Source organism: Agarivorans sp. QJM3NY_29 (genome assembly GCF_050870835.2).
GTDB lineage: Bacteria > Pseudomonadota > Gammaproteobacteria > Enterobacterales > Celerinatantimonadaceae > Agarivorans.
This window is the reverse complement of sequence record NZ_CP194036.2, coordinates 1,169,580-1,194,992: the sequence shown is the minus strand read 5'-3', so window position 1 is coordinate 1,194,992 and position 25,413 is coordinate 1,169,580. Positions and strand designations below refer to the sequence as shown.

Below are 25,413 nucleotides of genomic sequence, written 5' to 3'. Positions count from 1 at the left end.
CTTACGAAATCCATCTAATATTAATAGCTTAAGTCGAAAGGTCTTGGCTGCTAAGCGCTCAGAGAGCCATTGGATCTTGCCGACACTTTTTTCGACCAATCTGTTTAAGCGTGGGTTCGGCAGACAGCAGTCGTTTGGTATACGCTTCACGAGGATTATCGAGGACCTGCCGAACCGGGCCGATCTCGACCAACTGGCCGGATTGCATCACAACAACGCTATCGCAAATTTCATCAACAACGCCGATATTGTGAGTAATAAACAGCACCGATATACCGTGCTTATCTCGCATGCTCACAAGCAACTTTAGGATCTGAGCTTGCACCGTCAGATCGAGGGCAGAAGTAGCTTCGTCTGCGACGATTAACTTAGGCTTGGTGATCAGTGCCCGCGCAATGGCGATACGTTGCCGTTGACCACCAGAAAACTCATGTGGATATTTGTCCATGTCGTCAGCGTTTAGACCCACTTCTTCAAGCAGCGCTGCGATACGCGCCCTAAGCGCGTTACCTTTTGGGGCGTTTTCTTCTAGATGAAGAGGTTCAGCGATAATCCGAGATATTTTATGCCGCGGGTCCAAGGACCCATAAGGATCCTGAAATATCATTTGAAAACAGGCGCGCAGGCGGCGTAACTTGGCTGAGGTAAGCGCAAAAATATCTTGGTCTTCAAACAGCACATTGCCATCGCTAGGCTTATCCAACGCCATCACGATACGAGCAAGGGTTGACTTGCCTGAGCCACTTTCACCAACCACCCCAAGTATTTGTCCCTTTTCAAGTGACAGCGATACATTGTTAAGTGCTTTCACACTGCTATCACCAAGCTTGAACTCACGTGTAAGGCCAATAATTTCAAGAATTTTTTTGCTCATGCCTTACCTTCTGAATTTGGCGTGGTGATTTCAAGCCCCACTCGCACCCGTTGTGGCAAGGCAGAGAGAAGCTTAACGGTATACTCATGACTCGGCTCTCGTAACACCCGTTCGGTTTCCCCTTGCTCCATCTCATTGCCGCGATACATCACCAACGTTCGGTCGGCGATACGAGCAATCACCCCAAGATCATGAGAAATCAAGATCAAGGCAATCCCCAATTCACTCACTAGATCGTCAAGAATGTCCAAGATCTCTGCCTGCACAGTGACATCGAGGGCGGTTGTTGGTTCGTCTGCAATCAACAGATCCGGTTTAAGTGCGAGCGCAATCGCAATCCCAACACGCTGGCGCTGCCCGCCAGACATTTCGTGAGGATAACAATGCATTTTCCGCTTAGCATCAGGGATCCGCACCATCTCCAGCAGGCGAAGCGCTTCCGCACTTGCTTCTCTACGACTGAGATGACGGTGCAACCTTAGGCCTTCGGCAATCTGGCTTCCTACTTTCATCGCAGGATTGAGCGCGGTCATTGGTTCCTGAAAAATCATTCCAATTCGAGAACCACGCAATGCACACAACTGCCGCTCGGTCATCCTTAAAATATCTTCGCCCTTGAAAAGGATCTCTCCAGAAGCCCTTGCAGTCTTAGGAAGCAAACCAATTGTGGCCAGCGATAATACTGATTTTCCGGAGCCGCTCTCACCAACAATTCCCAGCGTTTCACCTTTGTTGAGCGACAGATTGATGCCATGCACTACTTCATTTTCTTGGCCATCGTCATTTTGAAAACTCACCCGAAGGTCTTTAATATCGAGCATCATGTTGATTGCCCCCTTCTCGGATCCGTAAGATCGCGTAGCCCGTCACCCAACAAATTAAGACCCAGTACCGCGGTACAAATCGCCAAACCAGGCACCAACACCAGATGAGGGGCGATAGAAAGATAAGTCTGCGCATCTGCCAACATGCGTCCCCAACTCGGCGTGGGAGGCGCGATGCCGAGGCCAAGAAATGACAAGCCAGCCTCGGTCAAAATGCCGAGGCCCGTTTGAATTGCCACTTGAACAATAATTTGCGCCGCAATATTCGGAATCACGTGTTCAATGGTGATCCCGGTATTGGTTTTACCAGCCATACGCGCCGCAAGAATGTAGTCTCGAGCCCATATTTGTAAGGCTGCGCCACGGGTCACACGCGTAAACACCGGGATCATAAACAGTGCGATGGCGACAATCGTGGTGGTCGGTCCTCCACCAAGAATTGCTGCCAGCAAAATCGCTGAGAGTACTGGAGGAAAAGCAAATAACACATCATTCACGCGCATCACCAGCGATTCAAATCGGCCTCGTTTACAGGCCGCTGCCACACCAAGCACTGTGCCAATCAACCCGCCGATAGTAATCGCCGAAAAAGCGATCCCGAGAGACACCCAGGCTCCAGCCATAATCATCGACAATTCGTCACGCCCAAAATGGTCAGCGCCGAGCAAACCACCCACTCCCGGTCCTTTCAAACGATTCATGATGTTGATCGCCGTAGGATCGAATGGTGTCCAAAATTGACTAAGGATGGCTGCAATCACAAGCACCGTGGTAATCGAGCCACCAATGATCAGCGACCAAGGAAGACGTTTCATCGGCGAGTCCTCAGTCTTGGGTCAAGTACGGTATACAAGGCATCAACAATAAAGTTAATAATCATCACAATGGCGGCAAAGAATAACACCACATTTTGAATTACAATCAGGTCACGTTGTGCCAGCGCTTGGTAAGCCAGTGTGCCCATCCCCGGTAGACTAAACACATTCTCTACGAGTACAGCTCCAGCGATTAAAACCGAGATTTGCATCCCCAACATGGTCACAATAGGGATCAGGGCATTGGGCATGATATGCCGCCAAAGCGCTTGGTTTGGCGTTGCGCCTTTGGCTCGAGCGGTGCGCACAAAATCCTCATTGGTCACCTCTATCACGGCAGCCCGAGTGACTCGAGTGAGTACCGCCGCCTGCGGAATTGCCAATGCAATGGAAGGGAGAATTAGCGCCTGAAGCGCAGCCCAAAAACCCGCCTCCCAGCCAGGAAAACCACCCGCGGGAAACCAACCAAAACTGAGTGAGATGCCAAGGATCAGTAATAGGCCGATCCAGAAATTGGGAACTGCTATGCCAATTTGCGAGAATAAGGAAGCGAAGATATCAACTATACCGTTGGGTTTTGCGGCAGCAATCACCCCCAAAGGCAGTGAAATCAGCACCGAAAGAAACACCGCCAGCCCAGTCAGCGGCAGTGTCACAGTGAGTCGTTCACCAATCAGCTGCGCCACCGATGTAGAATAAGTATAAGAGTTTCCCAAATCTCCATGTAATAAACCGACCAGCCAGTTTACATAGCGAACCAGAAATGATTGATCTAATCCCAACTGGCTTCGGAGTGCTTCTAATGTATCGGGCGCTGCAGACATACCGAGTATGATTTCAGCAGGATCCCCTGGCACAGCTTCCATCACTAAAAAAATGACAAAAGAGACCACCAGCAGGGTGACGATTAACCCTACCAGCGATTGCATAATATGGCGCATTGGCTCTCACCTTTGAGTGTATGTTGCTCGCTGTTGACTGCGTTTACTTTTGGAACTCGGCACGCTTATTCGCGCCAGTAAGCAGCGCTAACATCGTTCGATGGAACTGGCTCATTGCGCCACATCCCTTGAAGATCTTTTTTCCATATACCGATCTTAGGTGCGGCGTAAAGGAACAACGCCGGCACGTCTTGGGCGAGAATTTGCTGGGCGCGCTTGTATCCCGCAATCCGTTCAGCTTCGCTTGTTGCATCAGAGATGGCCGCCATCACTCCATCAAACTCAGGATTTTGATAATTGAAGTAGTACGGATGGCGTGCATAAATCCCAATATCAAGAGGCTCTGCATGACCAATCACCGTCATATCGTAGTTGGTGTCTTTAAAAACATCCTGAACCCACTTCGCAGGAAACTCGGAGGTTTCGATATTCATGGTCACGCCTATCATAGAAAAGTAGGCCTGCATGATCTCAGCTGCGCGTTCAGCATAGGTTCGGGTCGGCATTTTCATGGTAAAACTGAAGCCATTCGGATAGCCCGCTTCGGCGAGTAGTTGCTTGGCCTTCACTGGATCATAGGGCCATACCCCCGTCAGATTTTCATAACCCGCATCGGACGGGGAAAAATGACTACCAATTGGCGTACCAAAACCTTCGTTAGTGGCATCAATAATGGCTTGGCGATCCGTCGCCATCATCAGAGCCTGACGCACCCGAACATCATTAAATGGCTTTTTAGCACTGTTCATACCAGCAACCACTTCCATACTGGTGGTTCCGATAACGGTATTAAAGGCTTGATTGCGTTTGAACTGACTCACCAACTCTGGTGCGTTAAATTCTGGGATCGCATCAATCCCACCGGAGTTAAGTGCCGCGGCTTGTGCCTGTGGATCGCTAATGAAACGAAAAGTGACTTTATCCAGTGGTGCTGCTTGGCCCCAATAATTGTTGTTTTTGACCAACGTCACCTGATTACCTTTCTTCCAATGAAGAAATTGAAACGGGCCCGTCCCAATTGGATGGGTAGCATTTGTTGCTTCACTTGAGGGCTCAACCATGACCGCAGCAGGAAAACCTAACCAATAAAGCAAATCTGCAGATGGTTTCGACAGTTTGAGAACCAAGGTATCCGCATCGGGCGCCTCAACACTTTTTATCGGCTTATAGAGCACTTTTTGTGGATTAACCGAATCATTGGCAAGTAGTCGATCAAGGGTATATTTCGCGGTCTCCGCATTGAACAATTTACCATTTTGGAAAGCGACTCCATCACGCATATCAAAAGTGTAAGTCAAACCATCATCAGAAATCTGCCAGCTTTCGGCAAGCTGTGGCTCAATGTTGCCGTCTTGGTCAATTGCAACCAAACCTTCAAAAAGGTTTTGCCAAACCACTTGTCCAATGGCCACTGGTGCAGCAACTGTCGGGTCAAGACCAGAAGGCTCTAAGCTCATGCCTAAAATAAGGTCACTGCGTGGCTGAGCAATCACACTGCCCGTCGCAAACAATCCAATGGCTGCTGTCGCAATCAAGAGAGAACGAAAATTACGTATCATAAAACGGAAACCTCTGATAGTGGTTTTAGAAACCCTTTCTGTTCGTTATGCCTTTACCTTGCCCGAGAACGTAGTGTAAATGCAATAAGATTTATTAGCGCACAGTGCAACCAAAACCGTTGCACTGTTTCTAAAGCTTAAGCAATTTTATCGCGGCTTGACCCGTTTAGTCGATGAAAGATCCTTCTAAACAAATCAGCAAGTTCGCTGGCTTTATGGCGAGCCGCGTCAGCCCTAAGCCAACAATTTTTCAGTGAATGCATAACTCATATACTATACCTCTCGCCCCCACTCATTTAACGATTGGCTCGCTGCATCGATTGCGCTTGCTCTGGCAAAAATTCTTCTAGAAAATCGGCTAATTTAGCAGCGGCAAAGCTTGGCGCTGTCGTCATCGCTCGTCCAAGCTGCAGCGCGGTTACGATTTCGGATGCCTCAACAAAAGGGCGAACCACAAGCTCTGCGGCCTTAATTTCACGAATAACCGACATCGCAGGTAAAATCAGCACCGCCGCGCCGCGCAGGGCGAGTTCCTTTTGTAATTCAAGAGACGAGGTTGTAAACACTGCCTCCACAGGCACAAAACCAGCAGAACGTTGGCGCTGGTCAAAATTACGCCGGATCCCAAATGAGTGATCTGGCATCGCAATCGGATGTTGGCGGATCTGCTCTAAGGAAATCTGCTTAAACTTAGCCAGCGGGTGATTAGCTGCCATTATCGCTTCATGGTGAATCGGCAGTTTAAAGCGCACATCCATTTTTGAGTCGGGAGAAGAGAACATCGTGACAGCCATATCGGTGTCACCATTAATCACCGCATTCTTGGCTTCTTGTGCCGATGAAACCGTCACCACAATCGATATCCCTGGATACAGCTTATAAAATTCCGACAACGCAGGAGCCAAGATGGCATTAATTGCTGCGCCGTTAATATGGATCGACACATGACCACGCTTAAGACCTCGCAGATCATCGATCACTTGGCGGGCATTATCGAGATCACGCATCATACTTTTAGAGCGAGTCGCTAGCAGCTCCCCTGCTGCGGTTAACATAATACCTCGCGCACCTCGGGTCACTAAGGGCGCACCAAAATAGTGTTCCAAATTTTCCAGCTGGCGACTAATCGCGGTCGGAGAAACCCCTAAAGTTTCCGATGCCTGTCGAATCGAACGTGAACGAACCAGCTCATTGAAATAAGTAATAGCCTGAAGCTTCATATCATTCTCTGAAATGAGTGATGCGCTCATTCAATCGAAGTGGTTTGCCTCAGGCAAGTCTTTTTTACATGATGGGAAGCACATTCAATGCGTGCTCGCTTAGCCTATCCCAGCTAGAGCGTGCGCTTCAGAGCACAAATCACGATGCTTGAACCGCTATCGATAGGCGCAGGTTTCTGATCGACCCCGCTATCTAGGGGAATTGTAAAACTCAGTTTGGAGCTTATAAATCGAGAAATACCCTTTAATACTTCACTAGATATCCCATTCCAATAACGCCAAGTATGCCCGCCTTTAGCGGTGTGACAACTAAACCCGCCAAGATACGCCCCGCCACCTAAGAGCTGCCAGAGCAAGTAACACAGCCATGACTCCACTGCCACTGGTAGACGCCGCTAATCTGCCGTTGCTAGACTGAGAATACCTCCTGTAAGCTCTACTGGCGGCAACACCCAGTTGATTGACTGCACTTGAATGCTGCCTCAAATACCATCGGCTAGCGTTCAGTTGCATTGTTGCTGGCTGACGGAAAAGAGCGGCTTGATACGACGACCACTACCATGACCGTCGGCAGCATCAATGGAAGAAATCACTTGCCAAATCCCCGCATAATTAGCACAAAAGGTGCACGCTCTTGTAGGAGCACACTCTTGGATCTACTCAAACATGCCCACAGTGCGAGTACAGGCACTTAACCATGCCAACGCAATCATCGCTAAAAATTACAACGTATTGAATTAAATGACTTTTTAATTATCATCCGCACGAGTAACACATCACTCTGAAGCAAACTCTCTTCGATTTATTGACATAGAGAGCAATAAATCACTATGGCGCAATTCATTTGGCGAAACTGATCCCCCTATTCTTGGCCCCCCAAAGCTAGATATCGAGCGGATGAGTGGGCCTGTATCCAACGGTATTTTCCCTCCGTCGGACACCAAGCTTATCTTCACCTCGATTACTTTGCTGATTATTAATTAGCCAACTAGGGTTAGTAAAATAACCCAGGAGATAGCAACAATGGAAAACCTACTAATATTCAACTTTGATGGTACAGATAACGAACCTGCAGATGCAATGCAAGACAAGCGAGACAGTGGTGTTATTGAAGATGACAGCATAACCAATATCCTCAAACTACATTTACTGCTTGGCGGCAATTTAAGAGATCACAATGGGAAAAGCGACTTAGGTAAGCACTGTGTCAGCTTTTATTACAAAGGCGTGGGAACCTATGGAAATTACTTTGAACGTAAATTTAATGCCGGCTTAGCCTTGGAAAATTCAGATGTGAAAACCATTTTAGCCTCTGCCAAGCAAGACTTTGCCAAACACTATCAGCTGCATCCCCCCGAACAGGTTCTAATTACTGGTTTCAGTCGCGGGGCTGCACTAGCACGACGTTTTGCCTCAATTATTTCACGTGATTATCCCAACGCCAGTTTCAAGATCATCGAAGTGGTATTTGATACCGTAGCCTCCATTGGACTGCCCAACTTGAAAAAATCCGAACGCCCCAGCACTGACGTTGTTTTTGAATATGGTCATACTCTCCCAAACAAAGTTTGCCATGCACTGCATATGCTATCACTTGATGATAAACGGGCCGCCTTTCAGCCGACCTTAATGAATATCGATAAACGAGTAACCGAAATATGGTTTGCAGGCGCCCATTCCGACGTCGGTGGTGGGTATAATTATGATGGCTTATCCGATACCAGTTTACGCTTTGCCATGGATTGGCTGGAGAACCTCGACGACTTAAACATTCAATTTAACAGCCCCTCCACCATCGATTACTTAAGTATTTTCCCCGATAACTCCCGCTTAAACATTAGTATCGATGACATGTTAATTGAACCCTATTGCTACGGGGTGAATCATCAACAGCAACGCGGCCTTTTAGCAACATTTTTCACCGTTGATGACCGCTTGTGCTGCGCCTTAGAAAATGACCAAGTATCACCCAACATCAAGCCGAAAGTTCACATTTCCGTCGCTTTACGCATCGCTGGGGATCGTAATTATCGCCCCAAATCGCTAAAAAATGTCTCACACCAAATCATGTATGACCCTTGGCGCACCGCACCAGAACCATCTCAAGGGACCGCCATTCATGAACTCGGCTTATTAAACAACTATCAACTGGCCGATCAGCCCATCACAAGCAAAGTATTAGCGCATCGAAAATACAATCATACAGGGATCATCTTAGTGAAAGGCAAACAGTATTTAATTGAGAATACCCATCAAGCTCGTTGGAAAGACGGCAATTTGCAAGAGGTTGATGGTGAGGGCTGGGATCGCAGTGATGTGAAACTGGGTCTAGGCGAGCTTCCCATACAAATTAGTGAGGCATATCGGCGGGTGCCAGATGCCGATTGGTTTAGTTTATGCGCCACTATTCATGACAGTGATGAGGACGCCTTCTATGTGGGTAATCGGATCCAGTTCACGGCCACCAAGACCGGAGAGTTATGTTTATTTGCCAACGACTTAAATAGCTACTACGGCAACAATACGGGCCATCTGCGGGTTCAAGTGCAACGTCTATAAATCAAACAAATAATACGACCTTCGCGCGACTTAGGGCTCGCGCTTATCAATAATTTTATTTATAATACGATAGTACTTGCTGTTTGGAAATGACCCATTGATTACAACAACCCCTAATCCTATCTACGTGGCTAAGCCCGAACGCTACCATAAGATGCAATATCAGCGTTGTGGACAGAGTGGTGTACAACTTCCCCGACTTGCGCTTGGCTTATGGCAAAACTTTGGCTCAAGCGATCCACTGGCAAATGCTCGAAACCTATTGCGAACCGCCTTCGACTTAGGCATTAATCACTTTGATTTAGCTAATAACTATGGTCCTAGTTACGGGGCAGCAGAACAAACCTTCGGCAAAATCATGCAACAAGACTTGGCTGGCTACCGCGATGAACTATTTATTTCCAGTAAGGCTGGCTACGATATGTGGCCAGGCCCTTATGGCAGTGGCGGCTCGCGTAAATACTTAGTATCGAGCTGTGATCAAAGCCTAAAACGCACAGGATTGGATTATTTTGACGTGTTTTATCACCACCGACCCGATCCTGAGACTCCGCTAGAAGAGACCATGCAGGCTCTCGATTATTTAGTGCGCTCGGGTCGCGCCCTATATATCGGAATTTCCAACTATTCTGCCGAACAGACCGAACAAGCAGCGGCTATTTTAAAGCAGCTCGGCACACCGCTGCTGATTCACCAGCCACGTTACAATCTGTTTGACCGCTGGATAGAAGATGGCTTGTGCCATGTCTTAAAACAACAGGGTATTGGCAGCATTGTTTTCTCGCCACTGGCACAGGGGGTTTTAACGGATAAGTACTTAAATGGGATCCCTGAAAACTCACGAGCATCGCGCAACGAGATCATTCATCTAAAACAAAGCGATATTTCTGCAGAAAAAATAGCCAAAGTGGCAGCGTTAAATCAACTTGCGGAAGCTCGTCAACAAAGCCTTGCGCAAATGGCCATCGCCTGGACCCTGAGTAATGATGCCGTCACGACCTGCCTAATCGGGGCGAGTCGCACCGAACAACTCTACGATTCGGTGAAAGCCCTTGATAAGCTAGACTTTAGCACTGAAGAATTATCAAGCATTGAATATATACTGGCGGGGACTGCACTTTGAAAGAGAATTATGCTCTCAATATTAAATCCAGCTCAAGTCACATTATTGACAAATAAGCCATAAAATACTTTAATTCTGGACTGCATATATTTTTTATTTAGTTAGAATAAAATTAAAGTCATTTTACATAATTACAACAACAATAAGTACTAAACGCTTAAATCGATTAGGGGCCTCGGCCCCTTTTATTTGCGCTGTGGAAAGCTTTTGAAGCTTAACCGACCTGGCTTAATAAAGCTCTGCGATATTCAACGATATCCTCAATCGTCAATACAGGCATACCATGTTGCTGGGCAAACTGAACGATTTCAGGTAATCGCGCCATTGTGCCATCCGCTAGGGTGACTTCACACAAGACGCCCGCCGGTTTAAGCCCTGCTAAAATCATCAAATCGACCGTACCTTCGGTATGTCCTCGGCGAGTAAATACTCCGCCAGGTTGGGCTCTCAGTGGATATACATGACCAGGGCGAGCTAAATCACTCGGCTTGGCATCATCAGCAATCGCAGTTTGTATGGTGGTCAGTCGATCGGCCGCAGACACTCCGGTCGTCACCCCTTGTTTTGCTTCGATGCTCACAGTAAAGGCGGTACCAAACTGGCTAGAGTTATCGCTCACCATGGGCGGTAAATCGAGAGCCTTGATTTTATCATCGTTTAAACACAAGCAGACGATGCCACTACATTCACGAATTAACATCGCCATTTGTGGCTGAGTTAACGACTCAGCGGAAAATATTAGGTCGCCTTCATTTTCACGGTCTTCATCATCGACCACCAGTACGCCTTGGCCTTTGCGAAGCGCATCAAGCGCAGCATCAACACGTTGATTAGAATTGCCATATTGGGCAAGTAAAGACTGATTCATGGTTAAAATCCTTTAATAACAACATTAGGTTTTCCAGAATCAGGGCACGCAGGAATTGAAACATAAAGTGACACTTTATGCTTTTTTATCTAAAGCAGCACCAATCCAACAACACAGCAATAAGCTTACGCTTAGTTGCCGTACTGCAAATACTACTTGTTGATTCTCTTCCATCCGGACTGATTACAGCACAGCTGCAAATTACCGTCGGCTCTGGATTTCGCTTGAGTCATGGACTCAATCGGCACCAGATCTGCTGACCCCAGAATCAACTGGGCGCTCGCGGGCTTTTAAGAAAACTTAACTACCGCCGGTGGGGAATTTCACCCCGCCCTGAGAATGTTCTGGCACAACGATACTGTGCCAGACCTAATGGTGCACCTAAATTGGCCCAAAAACAAGTAAGGGCCCTAAGGCCCTTACTGCTCATGATGAAGAAATTTTTCTGCTATACCCGGCGGTAAGGCAGATAAATCGGCTCCCACATATGATCGGCAATTTCACGCTCTATATCTTTGCCACTAAGGCAGCCATCTGGATCGGTCTCTTTAATTTGTTTCAAAATTGCTTTAGCCACAAAACTAGAGACTTCTTTTAACTCTCGCATTCTTGGGAATACACAACCACTGTCTAGATCTTCTTGCGAAACATACTCAGCTAACGCAAACGATGCGGTGGTAAACATTTCCATGGTGATTTTTTTCACCCCAGAAACGATGGTTGCTAAGCCCACAGCAGGGAAAATGAATACGTTGTTTCCCTGACCAATGCGGTAGCGCTGACCATTGTGTTCTACATCATCAAAGGGGCTTCCGGTTGCGACAATGGCTTGGCCATCGGTCCAACGGTAGACTTCTTCGGGCAAGACTTCACAGTTGCTGGTCGGGTTAGACAAAGGAAACACCATTGGCCGCGAAGTATAATCGAGCATTTTCTTCACATGACTTTCTTTAAATGCCCCGCCGACACCACTACAACCAAGTAACACGGTCACCGCAACGTTATCGATCAGTTCACTTAAACTGGCCTTTCCGGCTTCGGCCAAAGGCCAATCCTCGGCAAATCCAATTGGTTTGGCGTAACGCTTTTTATAATCATCTAAACCTTCGCGGTTATCAAACACCACGCCGCGAGAGTCTAAAATATAAATTCGGTCACGCGCATCTTGATGGCTTAAGCCCTCTTTGAGTAAACCCGCAAAAATTTGATCGGCAACGCCGACCCCACCAGCGCCTGCGCCATAAACCGCATACACCTGGTCAGCCAAGGTTTCACCCTTAATTTTGGTTGCACCAATCACCCCAGCCAATACCACCGATCCGGTGCCTTGAATATCGTCATTAAATGAAGGTAATACATCTTCATATTTTGAAAGATTATCGAAGGCATTCGATTTACTAAAATCTTCCCATTGCAAAACGGCTTTAGGAAAATGTAACTTAGTTTGCGCTACAAACTTTTCGATGAAATTCTGGTATTCCTCACCTCGCATCCGCTTCTTCGGCATCCCCAAGTACATAGGGTCTGCCAATAGATCTTGATTATCCGTTCCCACATCAAGAGCCACCGGTAAACAATGTGCAGGATGAATGCCTGCCCCTAAGGTATACAAAGACAACTTGCCAATCGGGATCCCCATACCACCGATGCCTAAATCACCCAAACCAAGGATCCCTTGACTGTCGGTCACGACAATAATTTTAATTTCTTTGCCGGCAAAATGGCGTGCCATTTCTCCCATGTGATCGATGTTATCTGCGGTCACATATAAACCACGGGCTTTTTGATAGCGATGGCTAAATTCTTGACAGGCTTTACCCACGGTTGGGGTATAAATGATCGGCGTCATTTCTTCAACATGGCGTGAAATCAAGGCATAAAACAGGGTTTCGTTGCGATCTTGCAGAGCCCGTAGATATTGATATTTTTCAATATCACTACAAGCACTCAAAAAGCCTTGATAGACTCGCTGCAACTGATCATCGAAAGTTTGTGGCTTGGGAGGTAACAGACCATTTAAGTTAAAGGCTTCTCGCTCTTCGTAGCTAAAGGCAGTACTTTTATTCAAAGTGCGATCGTTCAGTAGTGCGGTTCCAGAAATTGAAACTGGGCGAAATTCGTTACCATTTTCGTCTTTCCAGCGTAAATATTTACCTGTAGGCATGTTGTCCTCCGAGACAGCGCGTAAGAAAAGATAGAACAAAGTTAAATAGTAAATGATCCCACTACATCTGTACGCTATTTCATTCAAAAATCGTCTAAATTTAATCAACTAACAAATAATTTGCCGTCCGCGCAGTCCTTTTTGAGATGATTCGCAAGATCAGGGGATAAATATTGAAACAAGGCAGCACTTCGCGGCTAAAATCACCTTCAAACGAAATCAAACTCGATTTAATTAGCCAGTGCTATACACCAATGTGTGCCGACTGATATACAATTAGCCATCTCCACTTTTTAGCAACCCCCACATTGAAACAATCACTGTTTGAAGTAAAAAGAAACTTCATTATTAAACTTGGCAAAGCTCTGCATAAATACGGCACCCCAGCCTTTCGTTTAGAGTCTCATCTACGAAATGTTGCGGAAACTCTTGGCTTGGACGGCTACTTTTTGGTCACTCCGACCTCACTCACCTTTGTACTTTGGGCGCCCGATGATACCCAAGAATACAATTACGTGATGCGTGTCAAGCCCGGTGAAATCGATTTGGGTATGCTCGCCAGAACCAACCAACTGGTGGAAAAGGTCAGCAACCAACAAATCACGCTCGGCGAAGCGATGGACAGCCTCAACAAATGGGCGCAATTTCCCGAACCCTATCCGCCAATGATCATGCTTGGGGCCTACGCGATTACTGGCGGCGGCTTTGCGATGTTAATGGCTGCCGATTGGCTCACCATTTTATGTGCCAGCCTATTAAGCATTGTCTGTTATTACTTAGCCCGACAGGCAGAACGCTCAGACGATTTTTCAGAAGCCTTAGAACCCGTTGCCGCCTTGGTCTGTTCCTTTGTCGCGGTGTCGCTAGGCCAATTTTTGCCCGAGCTTGATATCGGCATTGTTATCTTATCTTCCATCATCATCCTGATCCCCGGCTTATCGCTTACACTTGGGCTCACCGAGCTGGCCGCTCGTGAATTAATGTCGGGAACTGCGCGAGTAATGGATGGCAGCATGGTGTTATTTAAACTGTATTTTGGTGCCGTGTTAGGGATGGCGATTGGTTCTCTGGTCTGGGGACAAGTAGATTTACATCAATACGCCACCAGCACCTGGTGGATTAAATGGTTGGGAGTTTTACTGCTCTCTCTTGGCCTAAGCATTGTGTTTAAGATGCGCAATAAAGATATGATTTGGGGCTTATTGTCGGGAGCTATCGCCTATGCATCCGCATTACTTGGCAGTGTCTATTTAGGCGACGCCTTAGGCCCCTTCGTGGGCGCTTTCGTGGTGACGTTATATGCCAACTTATTTGCCAAACTCACCAAATCCCCCGCATCAGTGGTACTGCTACAAGGGATTGTGTTGTTAGTCCCAGGCAGCAAAGCCTACCTTAGTTTAAACTCTATGGTATTTGGCGAATCATTGGTCAGTATTCCCAACATCGGCTCACAAACCTTCTTAATTTTCATGTCGATTGTTGGGGGGATCTTATTTGCAAATGTGGCAATTCCGCCACGCAGTTCTTTGTAGCCACACCTTTTAAGACATCACAGTGAGAGGCGCACCGCGCCTCTCACTGATTGAGTCCAGGCTGGTTTCATCAAACAAGCTTTTAATTTCCCCAAATTTCACCAATATACTCAGGATGATCGACAAATGGATTACGGTTCCCCTGAAAAATAAATGCGGCGTCGTTTCGGTCTCGCTCTTTCTGACTCACCGGATCGGCGTTATTCCAATTTTTCAACATTTGCAGTGTCCAAGCTTCAAAGACCTGCTCACTAGAGCCATCTAATACAGCGTTGCCATAACGACTATTGTTTTCCCAGTTGGCAATTAAATTTTGATAGCGAGTCGCCATATAAAAGTAAGCGCGAGCGATATCACCTTTAAACTCATCAATCGGTTCAAATACCATTCCCGAATAACCAAGGCCAGATGCCGCAGAGCCGAGCTTGGAGCCATTTTTACTAGTATAAGTCGCGGTTCCAACTTCCCCATAGGGATAGCTGCTGCGGTAAGCGTTCACTTTACCATCGGTAGGGAAAACATGATGGATGTCGGTATTCATCGGAGAAACAGCGCCACCAAACCAGCTTCGAGGAAAAGAATGCTCACGGTTATAACAATCTCCTTCGCCAGTGTAGGAACCACATTGATCACTGCTTGGCGTAAAGAGATAGGGATCACTAGCACTCGGACGCTCGGAGTAAATATCAACAATGCTAGCGTCGTTTTCATAATACTGATCTTGCTCATAAGTGCTGTAAAACGACCACAAAGCACTATAGCTTTGCGAGCGGTGCTCTTTAATGAGCTTATAAAGAGCAGTTTTAAGTGCATCACCGCTTAGGCCCGCAGTCGCCGCATAATAGCTATCAGTGTGACTCGAAGAATAACCACTGCCAGCAGAGCTGTCAGAACTAAAGCTAAAGTTGGTACTTTCAGAGCTGGTGAATTCTCCACCGCTAGCTAAGCTTGAACCGTTTGCTGTGAGACTATAACTGCCACTCCCATAACCGCAACAGATCCCATCATTGTAACTATCGTCGATAATAAAGCTGTAATCACCATCCTCAAGACATAGGGTCTCGGTGTACTGTTTATTGCTACTATAATCACTACCACTGGCGACTAAAATATTACCACTCAATACTTTCCAGCTTGTTTCTGAAGCGTAATTATCAGTCAATAACGACAGATTCAGACGATGAGCACTACATGTATCTGCGGCGAATACTGCTTGCGAAGAAAAAAGTAGAGCGAACAGCAAAGCTCCCCATAAGCGTAATTTTTTCATCTGTTCATCCAATCCCTTGGTTATACCCATCTCACTCATTATCGGTTCATCTTGCTGGCCTAAATCAGCGCCAACAGCGTTACATATTTTGTAATTAGAACCACTAGTTACTGTACTTTACGCCTGATTATCGACAGATTAATTCTGCGCAATAAGTTTAACGGCGAACCTTTGCAAGCGCGTTTCTGAACAGCGATTGATCCACTCTGTATATTGACCGCTCAAAATTTGAGCATAGCAGCCACCAAAACCTGACCAATCGCTTGACAATTTATTTGCCATGCTCATCACATTTAATTGAGTTTTAATCGATATCTAGCTGCTATTTTGTGGTGTTTAACAACAAGCTGACGGTAGCGATACAGACAAGCAATTCGCACATTGCCTAAATCTGCTCAAAACTCTCTCCTCACCTCGGGATTCTTCACCTTAGGATAAGCCCAGAGTAAACATATCAACAAAAACCAATGGAGAAATCAGCCAGAGTATTTGATCATTCGCGAGAGTTCCGGATAATAATCAACTCTTTCACCTAATCTGTTGTCAATATGCGCCTTGATAAATTTATTTGTAAAAGTACCAACTTAACAAAAATCGAAGCAAGCCAACGGATTCATTCAGGCCAAGTGCAGGTAAATGGCGATATCGCAAACAATGAAGCGACTCAAGTTCATGAAAACAACATCATCCTGTTGAATGGCAACCCGCTCAAAACACGACCTTTTCGTTACATCATGATGCATAAACCCGCGGGAACCATTTGTTCCAACATCGATGAAGTTTATCCATCATTGTTCAACTATTTAGATCTTGAAAACGTCGCCGAACTGCATATTGTGGGACGTTTAGATGTCGATACCACAGGGATGGTTTTAATCAGCGATGATGGACGTTGGTCATTTAATATCACGCGGCCAAGCCAACACTGCAGTAAAGTGTATCGGGTGGGTTTATCAAAAAAAATAACGGAAGACGCCCGCTCTCTGTTTAAAAGAGGCATTCAATTACAAGGGGAACCACAACTCACCCTGCCTGCTCACTTAGAATTAATTACGCCAACCGAGGTGCTGTTAAGCCTCACCGAAGGTAAATTCCATCAGGTAAAACGGATGTTCGCGGCCGTGGGTAACCGAGTGTTGTCTTTACATCGAGAAAAAATTGGCGAAGTTAGCCTAGATATTAAGACTGGGCAATGGCGTGATTTAACAAACGATGAGATCCAATCATTCACCAAGTAAACCCGCCATTTCAAATTACTTCCCAATGCGCCAAGTGCTTAAAATTACTGTTTTAAATCAACGAAATATAGAGTGACAAATCATAAAATAAAGCCTAAACCGCTCACCTATTGTTATACACTCTGATCCACACGCTTGCCTGCCAATCGACGTTGCATTGACACAACATTCACACTTAGGATTTATATGAACGCTCATTATGATGAAAAATATCAAGCCGTTTTGCGATATCACGATATTCCTGGTGAAAAGCTGCCCATTCTATTTATCCATGGCTTAGGCTGCGCTTCATCAAGTGACTACCCCGCCGTGGTTGCGGATCAAAGTCTACTTGGACACCGCTGTATTATGGTTGATTTATTTGGTGCCGGATTTAGCGATCACCCACCAACATTTGCCTACTCTGTCGAGGCGCATGCCAAAGTGCTACTAGGGCTCATCAAGGCAATAAAATTAACTAAATTTGTGATTTTTGGACATAGTGCTGGCGGGGCAATCGCGGTAACGCTAGCGTCTCTGTGCCAAGAACGAGTGGAAAAAATAGTACTCTCTGAGCCCAATTTAGATACTGGCGGTGGTTTTTTTAGTCAAGGCATCGCTAATCAACCCTTAGCCGATTATTGCGAGCATGGTCATCAGCAACAAATTCAAGATTGTATCTCAAATGACAACCATGTTTGGGCGGGAACAATGCAGGTTGCCAACCCTCGCGCGGTGCATCAACTATCGAGTTCTCTGATGACGGGTTCGATTCCGTCATGGCGACAACAATTGATCGCGTTTCCATGCCCCAAAATGGTACTCTTTGGGGAATACTCATTGCCCGATGATGACTATACCAAGCTTCCTAAAGTGGGCGTTCAAGTGGACGTCATTCCCGAGTCTGGTCACTCCATGTTGTGGGAAAACCCAAGCGCGGTCGCCAAAACAATTGCAAATTTTATTCTTTAAAAACAGTCTTATCCGATACGCTGACGCACTCGAAGCGTCAGCTTAAACCCTCACATCCCAGTTGATCACGCTTTGCGAAACTAATGCAACGTTCACCAGACCAATGCGCAACCAATTTGATTGATTATATGAGCAACTTATTACGCAGCATAAATCTACCGATAACAAGGCATGAAGAGCAACAACGAGAGGCTCTGATTACAAGATACATTACGCAGTTAACGATGATTTAGGCCTGCAAGAATGAACAAATAATGAGTTAGATTAGTATGAGTTGAAGAATGATTACTAACCAATAGTGTTTGTAGAGTTATCGCAACACTCACGTGCTTTTGCCTCATTGTGTTTTAGTGAAAAATATCAAAAATGAGAAAAAGCAAGCCGATGATATGCATTGTTTATCATAATTCTGTCGACAAATCTTAGGCCTTACCTATTTGGTTTTTTGCTTTATCAGATTATCGCTTGACCTAAACATACTAATCGTTGTCGCATTTACTGATTATTGGCTGCTTCAGAGACCTTTCTGCTGGGAGGTCTGACGAGCTTAAAAGTCTAATAAACCCACCTGCATCTAAACTCTCTTATAGTAAAGTAGCCAAGTCTTTGTTTATTTGATATTTTGTTGATTAAGTGAGTGCAGTGATACAAGGCTATTTCTAGTAATGGTTACCTCCAATCTCCAGCCATGTTTTTGTGAACACTTTATCTCGTGATAAAGGCTGAGGTTCGACAGACACTCCAAAATCCAATATGTTCAAAGTTAGTAAGGTGTGAAGAGTGAAATTGTCATATATTATTCCAGCCGTTGTTGTCTTCGGTGCACTCTTATTTTGGAGCGGGGCCTACTTTGAGAGATATTATTCTGGTGCCTGTGTTAAGAGTGTAAGTTTGTATATCGGTGAGGAAATAGCTGGGTTGAGTAACAATCAGGAAAAATTGCTATCATTTTCTAAACACTTACAATCAGTCGAATACTCTAATAAGCTAACGGCAGCTTCATGTAAGAAGTTGTTGAATGAAGTATATTTTTCAAGTTGGGATTAATGACTATGGAAATAAAAAATACTTTCGCTTTTAGACACTCAGCACCAATGATTCTATGGCCTGTTGCTGGAATAGCCCTTTCATTTCCCTTTATTTATGATTTACATTTTTTATTCTACTTTGCTACATCAATATTGACTGTTATCTTCGTATTTACTTTTCCTGGTTATGCACCTCACTACTTTGATGTAGTTACACCAATTTTCTTGATAGTATGGGTAGCTTTATTATTGATACCTCTATTCTCATTCTACAAAAAGAAAGTGAGACTGTATAAACTTGAATTTTTGGCGGGGTTGTACTCGTTTATTAATAGCGCATTAGGAGTAGTAATGATTTTTATGTTGCATTCTAATAATCAATACATGTAACGAATCACTCATTTGTCCAGTTCTGTGTTAGCAACGAGGTAAAAGCTTAGCTAAGCAAAAAGAAAGCTCGCCCTGCATCTTCTTAGATCCTGCGTTGCGCATTCACAAGGGCGTTGAAGTAAACACTACGCTCAAACAGACTTCAACTTTGCTCCCTTGTTTATTTGCGCTACTCGGCGAAGATGATGGGATTTAAAAGCGTAATCTTGGCTATCGAGAGTGTGAAAGGTTTTTTTAAATTAGTGTCTAGTTTCTTGTTGAATAAAATAAAGCGCTATATCCATGCTAAATCCCTTCGAATTGTTGTTTCTCTAAAGCGTTTTTGCGCATTTTTACCTCGATAAACGCGAGATATGCTGGGCTCATATGTCGATCTTTTCACTGCAATTATACACAGTTAAGTGGGTTCCCATGGTAATCCCCCCGAAAATTAATCCCATGCAAAAGTAGAATTTTCTCGTATAGTAAATACAGGAGATTCAACATGAAAAAGTCACGTTACACGGACAGTCAGATCTTATCTATTCTCAAGCAGGCTGAGGCTGGTACACCTGTTCCTGAGCTCTGTCGTGAGCATGGAATGAGCAACGCAACCTTTTACAAGTGGCGTTCGAAATACGGCGGTATGGACGCATCCCTTATGGCGCGGATGAAAGAACTCGAAGATGAAAATCGACGGCTTAAAAAGATGTATGCGGAAGAACGCCTTAAAGCAGAGGTGATCTCAGAGGCGATGGCAAAAAAGTGGTGAAGCCCTGTGAGCGTCGATTGATGGCTCAGCGTTCGGTGGCGAACTATCACATCAGCATTAAAAGTGCATGCTATTGGTTTGGGATCAGCGAGACCTGCTATCGCTATAAATCGAAGCTTCAACCTGAGAATGAGTTGATAGCTCAGGAGTTAGTAACGCTGTGCAACAGTGAAGACTGCTCTGACTGGGGCTTTGGCCTGTGTTTTCACCATTTGCGGAACGTTAAAGGGTATACATGGAACCATAAGCGGGTTTATCGGATCTACTGCGAATTGGCTCTAAACTTACGTATTAGGCCAAAACGACGCCTGAATCGCCATACGCCAGAGCCTCTTAAAGAGCCGATTAAAACAAACCAAGTTTGGTCCGTGGACTTTATGCATGATCAGCTATCTGATGGCCGGAAGTACCGTTTATTCAATGTGATAGATGATTACAAACGTGAAGGTCTGGCGTCAGAACCTGATTTTTCAATGCCCACAGTACGAGTCACTCGGATCTTAGAGCAGCTCATCGAACAACGAACCAAACCTGTTGCGATCCGCTGCGACAATGGTCCTGAGTTCATTAGCCATGCGTTTATTAAATGGGCCAACAACCACGACATTCGAATCGATTATATTCAGCCAGGAAACCCACAACAAAACGCCTATATAGAAAGGTTCAACCGTACTATGAGGTTTGGCTTAGTGAGTAAGTATTTGTTTGACACACTTGAAGATGTTCAAGATCGGGCGACCCAATGGTTATGGTTCTACAATCATCAACGACCACACCTTGCAAATGGAGGGTTCCCACCACTAAAAACGGCAGCATGAATTCTACGAATAAATGCGGTTAATAATGGGAGGATTACCCCATCTTTCTGCAAATACATGACCATCTTTCACGCATGGTCAAAATGGTGATTCACTGATATGCTGTTGACAAAGTTGAATATTAAAGGCTGTGTGAATTTCTGTGCTGCGTGATAGGTGGTAACTTCGCATGCGTGAAAGATGGGAATTTGCATATTAATATACTGTTAGGTGATGTCAGATGAAAAGTATGATGCTTCGAGTGGCTTTATTTTTCGTTATCCTTCCGTTGACTGCATGTGGTAATTTTGCAGTGATTGAATTAGCTGATAGCAACGGTATTACTGATAGCGCCATTGAAAATTTTTGCAGTGATAATGGCTTGGTTCAGGATAAAAAGCCTTGGATACGAAGTTATAACCGCTGGGCTAACAGCCCTCGTAACGAGTTGTTGAGATCTTGGAGTGGTGAGTATGAGGGGGAGGCCGTCATGCTTGTCGAACTTAAGAGAGATGGGAAATATATCTTAGTTGTTGATGTCCAATATGCGCACGAGCGGCCAAATGAGGTCGCGAATCATATCGTAGGTCGATTAAAGCAAGCGGGAGTTAAGTACGATATCGTGATTGAGTATAAGAGTTTTCTACGGCTGTCATAAATGAATCACCTAACAAGCGGTTGTTATCGCCCCGTTGGGGCTGGGACGGCCTTTCCGCTGCTTCGCAGCTCCAAGTCCGCCCCAAAACCGGGCGTTAAATGTCACGAATAGTAAGGAGTATAACTTGATTGGTCCAAATCCAAATAATAAAGAGCCGATGAAAGGATTTCCACAAGTTGGATATCTTAAAAATTATATAAAAAGTGAAAATATTTTAGTCGGTGATTATACATATTATGATGATCCTGACGGTCCTGAAAATTTCGAAAGTAACGTGCTTTACCACTTTCCATTTATTGGAGATAAATTAATTATTGGAAAGTTTTGCGCTATTGCAAAAGGTGTGAAATTTATAATGAATGGTGCTAATCATAAAGACTCTGGTTTCTCTACTTATCCATTTTATATATTTGGGAATGGCTGGGAAAAAGCTATGCCTAAAGAAGGTGAGCTACCATTTAAAGGTGACACGGAAATTGGTAGCGATGTTTGGATTGGTTATGAAGCAACAATAATGCCTGGTGTTAAAATTGGACACGGTGCTGTAATTGCGAGTAAATCTGTAGTTACTAAAGATGTCCCTGCTTATACAGTGGTCGGGGGGAATCCTGCACAAATAATAAGAAATCGCTTTGAACAACCTATTATTGATAAGTTACTTCAACTAGCATGGTGGGATTGGTCTGCAGAAAAGATAACCTTGAATCTTGAAGCAATTATAGGTGCAGACATTTCAAAGCTTGATTGTGCCAAGTGACATTTAACACATATGAGCCTCCGGGTAGTCAATAGGCGAGCCTAACTTATTTGACTGCTCTTGCAGTCAAATTAAAATCAATCAACAAATGCATCTACTTCGTCTGTCAGTTAGCTGTCAAATCATCGTTTACAGCAAACACATATAGAGGCTCTCTTAGTGCGATCTTATCGCTGCCTGAGGCTATCCGGTCCTTCGGAATGTCAGGGGCACTAGACATTTATCGGTTAACCCTAAGATGGCACTATTCAAGTCACAGGGGCTTTATGCACAGTTAGTGTCAGGCTCATTTAAGGTGTAAACGATTTTGTTGATTGTACTTAATGCGCGCCAATAAGGTGTCTAATCAAGTCGGCGTAGCTTAAATAGCCTTTGGCATAGTGATGATGGTGATGAGTTATTGCTTCATTAGCCACATCATTCACGGTCATGCTCGCTTCTCTTTTTAAGAGTATCTAGTTAGACGTTCAGCTCACCTTATTGCGCGACTTACCCTTTCAAGAATCGCTGTTCATCAAACACCGTTTTGTTCTTCAACATGAAATAGACACAACGGCCAAGTTTATGTGCCAGTGCCGATAATGCTTTAGCTTTGCTCATCCTTTTTTGTAATTGATTAAGGTAGTTGCGGGCTTTGTCATTGCCACGCAGGTAAAGCACAGCCGCTTCTGAGAATGCCCATTTCAAATGAGCATTACCGATGCAAACTTTTGTACTGATTCAAATCGGGCGATATCACCAATTTCATACAAGATGGTCAGGGATAAAATTTTGCCAATCCCAGGTACGGTCTTTAGCAATTCTAAATAAACGGGGTTATGGTTTTTGGCCTGTTTTTCAATGAACCATTCCACTTGGGCAAGTTCTTTGGCGTAGAAATCCAGTATTGCCATATCCATGTCGATATTACGCTGCACGATAGGGTCTTGGTATTGCTCGCGTAGTTGTTGTCTTGCAGACATGTTTTTAAGGTTTAAGTCAGTGGCAGGCAGATTGTATTGACTGTTGGTGTTAACCACATGGCCTTTGAGCATGGCTCCGTGACGGACAATCTTCATTCTTCGGCGTAACAAGTCTCGCGTAGCACGCATTTCGCGAGGGTAATTGTAAGCAATAGGGAAATTACCACCACGCAGTAGTGTGGCAATTTTAAAGGAGTCTACTTTATCATTTTTGGTTTTACCGCCATGGATAGCTTTCATGTAAAGGGCATGACCTAGAATGAAATCGATGCCCAGTTCAGCACACCAATCAGAGACCCAATACCAGCAATGCATGCACTCAACCCCGACAATGACATTGCCGATATAGGGTTCGAGTATGAGTAACAAGTCATTTTTATTAGCCCCAATCTTTTTGTGGACGACAACTTCCCCTTTAGAATCAATGATGCAGACATAAAGTAAGCGTGCATGTAAATCAATGCCACAGTAGTATGGATGTGAGTTATTATAAAATCTCATTGAGCTTTCTCCTGTTGGTTTGGTCACCTTAAGCATACCGCTGATACGGTTTGCTAGGGAGGAGGCTCAATGATTATCAAGCTAATCAACTGGACGCATAACGGTTGTCATCGTTTTTGCAAAAGAAAAACATGGCAAAAACAACGCCAACCTACACGCCAGTTATTAGGGCGTTAGGATATTAAGGATGAAAATGGATATTATGGATGAGATTATCTTTCCAAACATTCAGTTAAGTCATATTGAATTATACGTTCAAGACCTAGCTAAGATGGAAGACTTTTACAAAAGTAAGTTAGGCTTTGTTGTTACTGATAGAGGTGAAGGACAAAATGGTATGGTTTTTTTAAGTCGGAACCCAGAAGAGCACCATCAAATTGTTTTAAGTCCAGTGCAATCGCATAGGGCTCTTGAAAGTCCAGTTGATCATATCTCTTTTAGAGTTAAAAATATTGATGAATTGAAAGCCTTCAATTCATCATTAAAGTCAGTTTCTGAAATAAGTTTGCAAACAGTATCTCATGGCACAACTTGGTCTATATATTTTCGTGATCCTGAAAACAATAGGTTTGAAATTTTCACAGATACTCCCTGGCATGTGAATCAACCGTGTAAGTTTGCTGTAAATTTAGAGTTATCTCATGAAGAGTTGATCAAATTTACAGAGAATGAGATTAGAAATATGCCTGGATTTTCTCCAAATAGTGATTGGGAAATAGTTCATAAGAATAGTTTAGGTGTGCTTGGTTAGCCATATCCTAATCGGGTAGCCGGAGGAATCTAACCTCCAGCCCCCACAACACCCTGCATGCGGCTCCGCACAGGGCGTTTCCTGAAAACGGTTAAAATACAACGGCCGATTCGCTCCTTTGCATTCCAATGATGGCTTCTGTTTTTGCGCCATGACTCCTCAGTCCGGTCGGATACGGAGACAATGAGCTGCACAGGCTCCTCATTGATTTTCAGGTTCAGGCCTTCACCATGTCCCAACTATTACACAATAAAGCGGCATTGGGCTCTTTATCTAAAAACGCCGTCTGCTGATAACCGCCATGGAGTGAGTTAAACGATCGCAAGTTAAGCAGATCTCCCCACTCTTTGTTTATAAGAAGTAGAACATGCACTTTCTCTTTTCTCTGCACTGCTGCATCATTTACGGTGGCCGTTAGATCACATGGCTTCGTTGTCTTGTGCCAACTCGCCTCCAGCCTACGCCTCATATGATGTTCTTGTTCATCAGCTCGCCCTCTCTTTAGATAAAAAGGCGTCCGGCTTCCTTCAGACATTCCCTCACGGTAACGCCCTTGCCATTCGCTAGTAAGTTCATGCCCATGGGCGTACACAAACATAGGCAGCATCGCCCTACGGGCTGGATGCGCTAACGCGCGCCGCTGCTTTCGGCGTTATCTCCGTCTCAGCCATACTGAATCTAATCCAGCATACCTTTGAACAAACAATCAGCGTAACTCACTTTTGTCCAAAAGTGTGTTTGGCGGGCGGCAAACATACGAAATGCACTATGCCATACTATGGTTCCATTTTATGTCAAACTGTGGTTCAAATTTTGGATTTGCATTAGATGTAACGCAGGTCCTTATGTCACTTTATAGTTCCAGCGACACTAGATTTTC

The 25,413-nt window shown here is 44.9% G+C and carries 17 protein-coding genes, 2 pseudogenes and 1 riboswitch; of the genes and pseudogenes, 9 read left to right on the top strand and 10 right to left on the bottom strand.

All coding sequences use genetic code 11. The features are described 5' to 3' along the window. Positions 1–58: 58 nt before the first annotated feature. From ACRRS0_RS05445 to ACRRS0_RS05420, 6 genes are all read right to left on the bottom strand, one after another. Positions 59–874 carry an ABC transporter ATP-binding protein gene (locus tag ACRRS0_RS05445; RefSeq protein ID WP_432454213.1) on the bottom strand — a complete coding sequence of 272 codons (816 nt, stop codon included), beginning with the start codon at positions 872–874 and terminating at the stop codon, positions 59–61. Then, entirely contained in the window at positions 871–1,698 is an 828-nt protein-coding gene (locus ACRRS0_RS05440; protein WP_432454214.1) for an ATP-binding cassette domain-containing protein, read from the bottom strand. Before ACRRS0_RS05440 ends, ACRRS0_RS05445 begins: the two co-directional genes overlap by 4 nt. Then, the gene (locus tag ACRRS0_RS05435) at positions 1,695–2,513 is read right to left on the bottom strand and encodes an ABC transporter permease (RefSeq protein WP_432454215.1); all 819 of its coding nucleotides are present in this window, start codon (positions 2,511–2,513) and stop codon (positions 1,695–1,697) included. Before ACRRS0_RS05435 ends, ACRRS0_RS05440 begins: the two co-directional genes overlap by 4 nt. Next, positions 2,510–3,454, bottom strand: a complete 945-nt coding sequence (locus tag ACRRS0_RS05430) for an ABC transporter permease (RefSeq protein ID WP_432454216.1) — start codon at positions 3,452–3,454, stop codon at positions 2,510–2,512. Before ACRRS0_RS05430 ends, ACRRS0_RS05435 begins: the two co-directional genes overlap by 4 nt. Before the next feature lie 65 nt (positions 3,455–3,519). Then, positions 3,520–5,013: an ABC transporter substrate-binding protein gene (locus ACRRS0_RS05425; RefSeq protein ID WP_432454217.1), complete on the bottom strand. Its 1,494-nt coding sequence runs from the start codon at positions 5,011–5,013 to the stop codon at positions 3,520–3,522. Positions 5,014–5,309: 296 nt separating this feature from the next. Beyond that, positions 5,310–6,233, bottom strand: coding sequence for a LysR family transcriptional regulator (locus ACRRS0_RS05420; RefSeq protein WP_432454218.1), 924 nt, complete (start codon positions 6,231–6,233; stop codon positions 5,310–5,312). Positions 6,234–7,256: 1,023 nt separating this feature from the next. Here ACRRS0_RS05420 and ACRRS0_RS05415 point away from each other — a divergent pair. After that, a complete protein-coding gene (locus tag ACRRS0_RS05415; RefSeq protein ID WP_432454219.1) occupies positions 7,257–8,792 on the top strand; it encodes a phospholipase effector Tle1 domain-containing protein in 1,536 nt (511 codons plus the stop codon). 97 nt (positions 8,793–8,889) lie between these two features. Then, positions 8,890–9,915: an L-glyceraldehyde 3-phosphate reductase gene (gene mgrA, locus ACRRS0_RS05410; protein WP_432454220.1), complete on the top strand. Its 1,026-nt coding sequence runs from the start codon at positions 8,890–8,892 to the stop codon at positions 9,913–9,915. Positions 9,916–10,129: 214 nt separating this feature from the next. Here mgrA and ribB read toward each other — a convergent pair whose 3' ends face one another. Next, on the bottom strand, positions 10,130–10,783 hold the full coding sequence (gene ribB, locus ACRRS0_RS05405; protein ID WP_432454221.1) for a 3,4-dihydroxy-2-butanone-4-phosphate synthase: 654 nt from the start codon (positions 10,781–10,783) through the stop codon (positions 10,130–10,132). A 158-nt stretch (positions 10,784–10,941) separates the two neighbouring features. Continuing rightward, positions 10,942–11,128: riboswitch (FMN riboswitch) on the bottom strand. A 103-nt stretch (positions 11,129–11,231) separates the two neighbouring features. Continuing rightward, positions 11,232–12,947 (bottom strand): NAD-dependent malic enzyme, encoded by a 1,716-nt coding sequence (locus ACRRS0_RS05400; protein ID WP_432454222.1) that lies wholly within the window; start codon positions 12,945–12,947, stop codon positions 11,232–11,234. A 308-nt stretch (positions 12,948–13,255) separates the two neighbouring features. Between ACRRS0_RS05400 and ACRRS0_RS05395 the strand changes: the two genes are divergently transcribed. Then, complete coding sequence (locus ACRRS0_RS05395; RefSeq protein ID WP_432454223.1) at positions 13,256–14,479, top strand: threonine/serine ThrE exporter family protein; 1,224 nt, start codon at positions 13,256–13,258, stop codon at positions 14,477–14,479. An 82-nt stretch (positions 14,480–14,561) separates the two neighbouring features. Here ACRRS0_RS05395 and ACRRS0_RS05390 read toward each other — a convergent pair. After that, positions 14,562–15,674 (bottom strand): annotated as a pseudogene (locus ACRRS0_RS05390) (HNH endonuclease signature motif containing protein); the annotation flags it as partial. Positions 15,675–16,297: 623 nt separating this feature from the next. Here ACRRS0_RS05390 and ACRRS0_RS05385 point away from each other — a divergent pair. The 5 genes from ACRRS0_RS05385 (at position 16,298) to ACRRS0_RS05365 (ending at position 22,319) form a co-directional block, all read left to right on the top strand. Further along, on the top strand, positions 16,298–16,987 hold the full coding sequence (locus ACRRS0_RS05385; RefSeq protein ID WP_432454224.1) for a pseudouridine synthase: 690 nt from the start codon (positions 16,298–16,300) through the stop codon (positions 16,985–16,987). A 186-nt stretch (positions 16,988–17,173) separates the two neighbouring features. Then, positions 17,174–17,938, top strand: a complete 765-nt coding sequence (locus ACRRS0_RS05380; protein ID WP_432454225.1) for an alpha/beta fold hydrolase — start codon at positions 17,174–17,176, stop codon at positions 17,936–17,938. A gap of 1,902 nt (positions 17,939–19,840) precedes the next feature. Then, a protein-coding gene (locus tag ACRRS0_RS05375) for an IS3 family transposase (RefSeq protein WP_432451743.1) occupies positions 19,841–20,925 on the top strand; the annotation gives its coding sequence in 2 pieces (ribosomal slippage) (positions 19,841–20,090 and positions 20,090–20,925; 1,086 coding nt in all). 220 nt (positions 20,926–21,145) lie between these two features. Continuing rightward, positions 21,146–21,562: a hypothetical protein gene (locus ACRRS0_RS05370; protein ID WP_432454226.1), complete on the top strand. Its 417-nt coding sequence runs from the start codon at positions 21,146–21,148 to the stop codon at positions 21,560–21,562. A gap of 157 nt (positions 21,563–21,719) precedes the next feature. Next, on the top strand, positions 21,720–22,319 hold the full coding sequence (locus ACRRS0_RS05365) for a Vat family streptogramin A O-acetyltransferase (protein WP_432469377.1): 600 nt from the start codon (positions 21,720–21,722) through the stop codon (positions 22,317–22,319). A 489-nt stretch (positions 22,320–22,808) separates the two neighbouring features. Here the strand turns inward: ACRRS0_RS05365 and ACRRS0_RS05360 are convergent. Beyond that, positions 22,809–23,782: pseudogene (locus tag ACRRS0_RS05360) on the bottom strand (IS110 family transposase). A gap of 187 nt (positions 23,783–23,969) precedes the next feature. On the opposite strand from ACRRS0_RS05360, the gene ACRRS0_RS05355 reads away from it, so the two are divergent. After that, a complete protein-coding gene (locus ACRRS0_RS05355; RefSeq protein WP_432454227.1) occupies positions 23,970–24,533 on the top strand; it encodes a VOC family protein in 564 nt (187 codons plus the stop codon). Positions 24,534–25,413: the final 880 nt, after the last annotated feature.

Excerpts from the sequence above, each read along its gene's own strand:
- ACRRS0_RS05445 (WP_432454213.1), bottom strand. The coding sequence starts at position 874 with ATGAGCAAAAAAATTCTTGAAATTATTGGCCTTACACGTGAGTTCAAG.
- ACRRS0_RS05355 (WP_432454227.1), top strand. The coding sequence starts at position 23,970 with ATGAAAATGGATATTATGGATGAGATTATCTTTCCAAACATTCAGTTA.
- ACRRS0_RS05420 (WP_432454218.1), bottom strand. The coding sequence starts at position 6,233 with ATGAAGCTTCAGGCTATTACTTATTTCAATGAGCTGGTTCGTTCACGT.
- ribB (WP_432454221.1), bottom strand. The coding sequence starts at position 10,783 with ATGAATCAGTCTTTACTTGCCCAATATGGCAATTCTAATCAACGTGTT.
- ACRRS0_RS05425 (WP_432454217.1), bottom strand. The coding sequence starts at position 5,013 with ATGATACGTAATTTTCGTTCTCTCTTGATTGCGACAGCAGCCATTGGA.
- ACRRS0_RS05430 (WP_432454216.1), bottom strand. The coding sequence starts at position 3,454 with ATGCGCCATATTATGCAATCGCTGGTAGGGTTAATCGTCACCCTGCTG.
- ACRRS0_RS05385 (WP_432454224.1), top strand. The coding sequence starts at position 16,298 with ATGCGCCTTGATAAATTTATTTGTAAAAGTACCAACTTAACAAAAATC.
- ACRRS0_RS05400 (WP_432454222.1), bottom strand. The coding sequence starts at position 12,947 with ATGCCTACAGGTAAATATTTACGCTGGAAAGACGAAAATGGTAACGAA.
- ACRRS0_RS05365 (WP_432469377.1), top strand. The coding sequence starts at position 21,720 with ATGAAAGGATTTCCACAAGTTGGATATCTTAAAAATTATATAAAAAGT.
- ACRRS0_RS05380 (WP_432454225.1), top strand. The coding sequence starts at position 17,174 with ATGAACGCTCATTATGATGAAAAATATCAAGCCGTTTTGCGATATCAC.
- ACRRS0_RS05435 (WP_432454215.1), bottom strand. The coding sequence starts at position 2,513 with ATGAAACGTCTTCCTTGGTCGCTGATCATTGGTGGCTCGATTACCACG.
- ACRRS0_RS05440 (WP_432454214.1), bottom strand. The coding sequence starts at position 1,698 with ATGATGCTCGATATTAAAGACCTTCGGGTGAGTTTTCAAAATGACGAT.
- ACRRS0_RS05415 (WP_432454219.1), top strand. The coding sequence starts at position 7,257 with ATGGAAAACCTACTAATATTCAACTTTGATGGTACAGATAACGAACCT.
- ACRRS0_RS05370 (WP_432454226.1), top strand. The coding sequence starts at position 21,146 with ATGAAAAGTATGATGCTTCGAGTGGCTTTATTTTTCGTTATCCTTCCG.